Consider the following 7497-nt stretch of genomic DNA (forward strand, 5'->3'; position numbering starts at 1 on the left):
ATATATTGCCCCGCAAATGGTCGAAAATTTGCTGACCAATAATAATTTCATCCAGCAGATTGTTTTGATTGCAGAAGGAAAACAGTTTGTTTCTGCTTTAATTGTTCCGAATTTTGAATTTTTGAGCGATTATCTTAAGAAAAAAAATATCCAGTTTACGAACTGGGAAGAACTTGTAAAAAAGAAAGAAATAATCGATTTTTACAAAGAGAAAATCAATGAATTGCAACAGCATCTTTCTGACTTCGAAAAGGTGAAAAAGTTCACTTTAATGCCTGCTGAATTTGAAATAGGCAGTGGAGAAATTACTCCTACTTTAAAAATTAAAAGAAATATCGTGCTGAAAAAATATGCAGATATTATAGAGGAAATGTATTAAAGTATTTTTATTATAAAATATGCTTGAAATTGAATTTGAGGAACCACTTAATGAAATTTGTGATTGTTGTGGAAATACAACTGTAAAACTCACACGTTTTGTATACGAAAATGATAATGCTTTTGCAATTTATTATATTCGTTTTACCAAAGATCATGATGATAAAGAAGTTTTGGGGTTGGTATCTTTGGGAGATTGGGGAACAGACGAAATTCCGGAAAGTAGAACTTCATTTTTGTTTAAATTATGGTTTGATAATGAAAATTGGAATGTAAGTATTTTAGATGGTGAAGAATCTCCTTGGAATTCTGAAATTTTGGGTAAAATATTACAAAGACAAGAAGCATTAAAGCATCCTTGGATTAAAGAAGTTTTTCATATTACAGATCATATCGTAGAAGAGGATCAAGAATTAATAAAATATTTTAACAGCTAAAGTTAAAAATAAGTTTATCATTTTAAACTAAAACTATGACAACACAAGAGTTTTTAGGAAAGAAAGAATTTAACATACATTCACAAACGGTTTCAGAAAGCTGTCCGTCAAATATTGCCTTAATCAAATATTGGGGAAAATATAAAGACCAGATTCCGGCAAATCCAAGTATCAGTTTTACATTAAATCATTGCAAAACAAATACGGAAATGGAATTTCAGGCAAATGAGCCATTTTCTGTTCAGACTTTTCTTGCAGGAAACGAAGAAGCAAAATTTGCTGAAAAAATCGAAAAATATTTCAAAAATATTGAGCAATATCTACCTTGGATTTTAAAAGGAAAATATATTATCAGAACCGAAAATACATTTCCTCACAGCTCAGGAATTGCAAGTTCTGCATCAGGTTTTGGAGCGATCGCAAAATGCCTGATGAAAATGGATGAAAGTTTTTCCGGAAAAAATTCTGATGAAGAATCTTTAACAAAAGCATCTTTTTTAGCAAGATTAGGAAGTGGAAGCGCATGCAGAAGCCTTTACAACGGACTGGTTGTTTGGGGCGAATCTGATGAGGTTTCAGGAAGTTCAGATCTGTTTGCGGTACAATATCCTAATTCTGAGATTCATGATGTTTTCAAAGATTTTAATGATTGGGTTTTGCTGATCCATGAAGGTGTAAAAAGTGTTTCTTCAACGGTTGGGCATGGTTTGATGAATACCAATCCGTATGCAGAAAGAAGGTTCCAGGAAGCAAGGGAAAACTTTGTTCCGATGAAAGAAATCCTGAAATCTGGCAACATGGAAGAATTTATAAAATTAGTGGAACACGAAGCATTGACGCTTCACGCCATGATGATGATGAGTGATCCTGCTTTTATTTTAATGAAAACAGGGACTTTAGAAGTTATCAATAAAATCTGGGATTTTAGAAAAAAAACAAATTTGCCATTATTCTTCACTTTGGATGCAGGTGCAAATGTTCATCTATTGTTTCCAAATGACGGTTCGGAAGAAAAAATAAAAGCTTTCATTGAAGCCGAATTGCTGCAACATACCCAGAAAAACGGGGTAGTGAAGGATGTGATGAAGTTTTAGAAGCGATAAGCAATCAATAGCAAAACCCTTTCCAATTGGAAAGGGCTTCGCATATAAAAAACTGATGATGAATTAGTTTCTGTTTTTTAGTAAAATCCATCCGGTTGCAGTCACCTGTTTTTTTGAAAAAGAACTTACCCATGATAACTTATACCAATAAGTAGCTGTAGGAATTGGTCTGCCCAATTCTTTTCCATTCCACACAGGGTTTGACGAATTTATTCTAAATATTACTCTGCCATATCGATCAAATATTTCTCCTTTGAAATTTTCAAATCCAACCACTTTATTAAAATCTATAGTATCATTTCTTCCATCTCCGTTTGGAGTGATGGTATTTACCATAAAGAATGTATAATATTCTGTTACTGTGTCACAAGCTGCTCCTTTGTTTCTTACTCTTATGGTATATTGTGTATTTCTGAGAACATTTCTGAAAATATTCGATGTCTGCCATGTTATGCCATTGTCAATAGAATATTCCAAACCTGTAACTCCGCTGTTTTTGACGATTATCGTTAAAGCATCATCATCATAAATTACTTCTGAAATTTCCGGAGCAGCAATGTAGGAAAGAGTAGAAGTGATTGTTTTTGTACAGGCACCGTTGTTTATCGTTACGGTGTAAACTCCGGCTTGTTCTACAATGATCGTTTGTGTAGTTTCTCCTGTATTCCAAAGATAGGTATAGTTTTGTCCTGCTCCTGCATCTAATATTGTTTTGTCTCCTTCACAAATTTCAACATCCTGTAATGTAGAAATGATTTCAGGAATTACTTCAATGGTAATATTTGTCTGAGCCTTACACCCATTTGCTGCTATACCTTCTACGGTAAAAGTTGTTGTTGCAGTCGGGGAAACAGTCTGCATATTTCCGTTGCCCTGTAATGTTGCCCAGTTATAGGTTACGGCTCCGTTTGCGGTAAGTACAACAGATTCACCATTACAGATTATATGTCGAGGAGCAGTTAATACAACTGTTGGCGGCGTTGTATTTTTAACTACAGTTACCGTTGATTGTTGTATACAGCCTGCTTCACTTGTAATAGTAAGCGTATAATTTCCTCCATTATCTACTGTTGGTGTTAAGGTGTTTGCCCCCGCTACGATATTGCCGCCGCCTGCTGTAGTCCACAGAAATGTAGATCCCATATTAAAAACTGAAGCTGTTGCATCTAAAGTAACCTGTGAAGTTGTACAGTTAATTTGTCCGGGAACAGCAATATTCACTGTAATTGGAAGAGCAGCATTAATTGTTACCGTTTTTTGATACTGACATCCGTCTGGTGTAGTTACGGTTACCGTATGATTTCCAGGAACGGCGACTGTATTTACAGGTCCGTTTGTACCGTTTGACCATACAAAGATATTCCCTGTACCGTCTGCTGTTGCTGTTAACGTTGTATTAGAACCAGGACATAACATTAAATTGCCTGTGATTTGCACATTCGGATCAATACTTTGTGTAACATTTACAGATTGTTGGTATTGACAGTTCGCAGGAGTTGTGACAGTAACAGTATAGGTTCCTGGTGCAGCAACCGTATTTACAGGTCCGTTTGTACCATTTGACCATGCAAAGGTGTTTCCTGTGCCGTTTGCTGTTGCGGTCAAAACTGTATTGAAACCGTTGCAGATTATTAAGTTTCCGGTTATCTGCACATTTGGATCAACATCTTGAGCGATAGTTACGGAAGCAGAGCCACYACAATCTCCATTATTAGTGGTAAGTGTATAAGTTCCGGGTGCAGTTATCGTAATAACCTGTGTAGTTTCGCCTGTTGACCAGGTATTTCCTGTTGCCTGATTGGAAGAAAGAGTAACATTTCCTCCTGTACAGATTGTTGCAGATGAGCTTGTGATTACAGGTGTAATTGCCGGAACAATACTAAGCAGTAATTCTGCAATTGCAAAACAAGTACCCGATTTTACTCTTACAAAAACAGTAGTGCTCCCCGGAGTGTAAGTCATAGGATTGGCTATTGTATTGGTATTTCCGGCTAAGGCATCCGCCTGATTTTCGTAATAGGTAAAGGTAGCTCCCGGAGTTGCAGTAATATTTGGCTCGGCAGTAGTAAGATCAAAAATATTTGAACATTGAGCTATGCTTGTATTTTGTACATTCAGCTGTTGAGACACTGTAAGATTAACCGTAACTTCTTCACAATCTATAAACTCCGGAGCATTTCCACAAAATTTATAAACAAAAGTGTCATTCCCGAAAAACCCAGGATTTGGTGTATAAGTGATTATACCGTTTGCATCTATATTTGTTGTACCGTTTAAAGGTTGTGTAACAATAGAAACGGTAGCCGGAACAAAGGTTTGTGTAGAAACTGTAAATGCAGGGGTAATAGATACGGGATCATGACAGATCGTCAGATTTTTTGTTGACTTATGTGTACAACTGAATACTTTAAATACAGGTGTTGTTACAGGAACACAGGTTCCTGCTGTTACTCTTACAGTATAATTACCACCAACAGTGGGCGTAAAAGTATGGGCAGTAGCTCCGGGAATAGGGTTTCCGTTTAACAGCCACTGATAGCTATCATAGTTATCATCTACTTGCAAAACAATTCCCGGAATACAATCCCCTGTTTTAGAAATTGCAGGAACAGAAGAGAAGCCTGCAAAGTAACCGCCATAACCGGCTGCATCATACCCTCCGTTAACTCCTGCTGTTACTGCTTTTGTAGAATTAATGGTAACATTTCCGGTTATTCCTTGTATTGCATAGGTTACCCATTGAGTGTTTCCTGAAAGTGGAAAAGGCCCTTGAGCTGCGGTAGGAGTTACCCCATTTACAGTAACAGCAGCACCTGCTTCTGTTAAAATGTTTAATTTTAATGTGATAGAAGCGGTAACGTTGGGCATTTCACTGATCTTTCCAATTTCATCAATTTTTTTTGGTAAAAAACAGTTTAAAGGGGGAATGTAATTGAAACCTCCGGTAACATCATCAAACCCAACACCGATGAGCTGGTATAAATACACATTTTTAGTTGTGCGTACATATATATTAGAATGTGCGCTTCCTTGATCAACATATTTATTGGCAAGAATTCTAAAAAAATCACCTTCATTAATTGTAGCAGCAGGCGTAGTTTCATTATTCAGAAAAATCTGCGTATTGTTTTCGGTAGCAACGATTATTCCTCCTTCCATATTGTCATCATCAGAAGCTAATGATAGGGTTTTTACCATCGCAAATTCATTTCCAAGACGTTCTGTAGGAACTGATTGATCTAAAATTAAATCGGTACCGTTATAAAAAAGTGGCTGTAACGTAGCAAAATTTCCGTTAGAATTTCCGTTAGTAAGCGATATAGGTTTATTTGCTACAACTTTAGCCCCAATAAATCCGGCTTTATTTGCATTAATATTTGCTAATCCTGCAAGCAAATAAGACTGTCCTTTGTTTAAAGTAACAGTAATTGCTGCGGAAGGATTTGGCATATTTACAAATTGTACGTTCTGATTATAGCCAGATATAGTTACGGTAGTATTATCTTCGGTTGCCATTATTCCGCAGGTAAAGTTTTCTGTAGGGTCGTCAAGCATTAAAGGTGTAGATGCAACATAGAAAGTTGTTCCAATCCCTGCCTTGCCTTTAGAGGTAAGAATTTCGGCGTGATTAAATCTGGCCATTCTCAAACTTACAAAATAAGGTTTGTCTCCCTTTGTATGGATCMCTAAATTAAGAGGAGTTGCCGCCTGTAAGGGATTTCCTACTTTAATAAGTTGTTCTTGTAAAGTAAACGTTTGAGGATTATTTTTACTTACCATTACACTGCCTATCTGATTGTTATTACTAAAAATTTTAACCTCAAATGGAGCTGTCGAATCGGTTGAAAAATAAAGAACATGAGCAAATGGGTCGCCATAAGAATCAAAATAAGGTGCTATCCAATGTTCGGTATCTCTTTGTGCAAAGATATTTACAGAAAATAAAATTAAAAATAAAAATAAAATTTGTTGTTTTTTCATCATTCGTCTGTTTTAGTAATTGTTGTAATTAATTATTATAAATACAATCTGATATCAAAAGTATTATTTATGATTTAAAAAAACAGGTGACATAAATCACACAAGTGATGTTTTTTTTATATTTTTCAGAAATATTTCAAATTATTTTAAAATTCTAAATTTTTCAGGGTATTATTATAAAGATTTAAAGCTATGAAGATTATAAAGTAGAGTGCAATCTTAAATGAATTCTAATATTCCTAAAATTTATTTATAAATGTGAAAAAACTGAGTAGTGTTTTTAAATAAAGAAGAAATTTATTTTTTAAAAATAATATTGCATTATTATATGATTATCACTAATTTATATAATTGAAAAATTTTGCAAACATTAACTTCGTAAATAATCGAAAATTCAAATTTATTAAATAATTTAAATCTGAGTTCGGAATCAATAACTAATAAAAATTATCCTTATCCCGAACCCAGATTATTTATGAAAACCTTAAAGACAAGTATTTATTAAAAAATATTTTTTGGGGAAAACACAAAAACTGCAAGATTTTTGTCTGCTTTTCCAGGCGGTCAAAAAATGATGCTGAAGAAAAGATCATCCAACAAAAAAATTCAAATATGATATTCAAAAATAAAGAGTTTCTAAACCATTTTTCAACGTATCTCAAAGATAAAAGAAAAACACTTTTTCTGTGTTTTTCTATTTTTTTTATCGTGGTTTTTCTCCTGTTGAGTTTTTATGTGGTCGATTCTTCTCCTAAATCCTGGGATCTTCTTGTTTCTCAGGAATTACAGGAAGATCCAAGTGCAATTTTAGATATTCTGATGAAAGGTTTCAGTTGGCTGGGAACGGTGTATGTTGCAGGAATTATGGTTGTAGTACTTTCTGTAATTTTCTTTGCTTTCAAATATATAAAAGAAGGTTTTTTTGTTTTGTCATGTCTTTTATCGGGTGGCGTAAGCTACGTTTTAAAAATGCTTATCGACCGTCCCAGACCTACGACAGATTTTGTGAGAATTGTAGAAGAAACGCATTATCAGAGCTTTCCGAGTGGGCATGTTTTGTTTTATACCGCATTCTTCGGAACATTAATGGTGATTGCCATTTCTTCCGGCATTTTAAAATTATCCTGGAAAATACTCATTTCATCAATCTGTTCTGCAATGATTGTTTTGGGAGCTGTTTCGCGTATTTATTTAGGTGCACATTGGTTTACGGATGTAATTGGAGGATTCATCGTCGGAGTGCTTTTCGTGATGGTTACAAGCAGCCTTTACCTCAGAAGTAAAAATAAACAGATTCAATAATAACCTTTTTAAGTTTTATTAATTTAAATTCTGTATTGCCTTTTGATTTTTTTTTAATCATTTTTTATATAATTCTCGCAGATTGTACAGATTTAGCGGATTAAAAGCAGAGATATTAATCTGCTAAATCTGTACAATCTGCGAGACAAATTATTTTCATATTATCTAAGATTTTTTTCACTTAATTATTAATCTTCAGTTACAACTGCATCACGCTCTCCATCTTCTTTTTTTCCTTCCTCAATCATTTCTTCGGCTTCGGCAATTTCTTCAGAATCGGCTTGCTCAATGCGTTC

The 7497-nt window shown here is 34.5% G+C and carries 4 protein-coding genes and 1 pseudogene; 4 read left to right on the plus strand and 1 reads right to left on the minus strand.

What is annotated here, in order from left to right:
* From AB4Y90_RS13165 to AB4Y90_RS13175, 3 genes and pseudogenes are all read left to right on the plus strand, one after another.
* A pseudogene (locus tag AB4Y90_RS13165) lies at positions 1 to 379 on the plus strand (AMP-dependent synthetase/ligase); the annotation flags it as partial.
* A 19-nt stretch (positions 380 to 398) separates the two neighbouring features.
* Positions 399 to 815 (plus strand): hypothetical protein, encoded by a 417-nt coding sequence (locus tag AB4Y90_RS13170; RefSeq protein WP_441558024.1) that lies wholly within the window; start codon positions 399 to 401, stop codon positions 813 to 815.
* Positions 816 to 850: 35 nt separating this feature from the next.
* Positions 851 to 1909, plus strand: coding sequence for a diphosphomevalonate/mevalonate 3,5-bisphosphate decarboxylase family protein (locus AB4Y90_RS13175; protein WP_441558025.1), 1059 nt, complete (start codon positions 851 to 853; stop codon positions 1907 to 1909).
* Positions 1910 to 1981: 72 nt separating this feature from the next.
* Here AB4Y90_RS13175 and AB4Y90_RS13180 read toward each other — a convergent pair whose 3' ends face one another.
* Complete coding sequence (locus tag AB4Y90_RS13180; RefSeq protein ID WP_441558026.1) at positions 1982 to 5899, minus strand: T9SS type B sorting domain-containing protein; 3918 nt, start codon at positions 5897 to 5899, stop codon at positions 1982 to 1984.
* Positions 5900 to 6511: 612 nt separating this feature from the next.
* Here AB4Y90_RS13180 and AB4Y90_RS13185 point away from each other — a divergent pair.
* Positions 6512 to 7201, plus strand: a complete 690-nt coding sequence (locus tag AB4Y90_RS13185) for a phosphatase PAP2 family protein (protein WP_441558027.1) — start codon at positions 6512 to 6514, stop codon at positions 7199 to 7201.
* The last annotated feature ends 296 nt before the right edge of the window (positions 7202 to 7497 follow it).

The sequence above is a fragment of the Chryseobacterium sp. 2TAF14 genome (genome assembly GCF_052115105.1).
In the GTDB taxonomy this organism is placed as follows: Bacteria; Bacteroidota; Bacteroidia; order Flavobacteriales; family Weeksellaceae; genus Chryseobacterium.

Excerpts from the sequence above, each read along its gene's own strand:
- AB4Y90_RS13185 (WP_441558027.1), top strand. The coding sequence starts at position 6,512 with ATGATATTCAAAAATAAAGAGTTTCTAAACCATTTTTCAACGTATCTC.
- AB4Y90_RS13175 (WP_441558025.1), top strand. The coding sequence starts at position 851 with ATGACAACACAAGAGTTTTTAGGAAAGAAAGAATTTAACATACATTCA.
- AB4Y90_RS13170 (WP_441558024.1), top strand. The coding sequence starts at position 399 with ATGCTTGAAATTGAATTTGAGGAACCACTTAATGAAATTTGTGATTGT.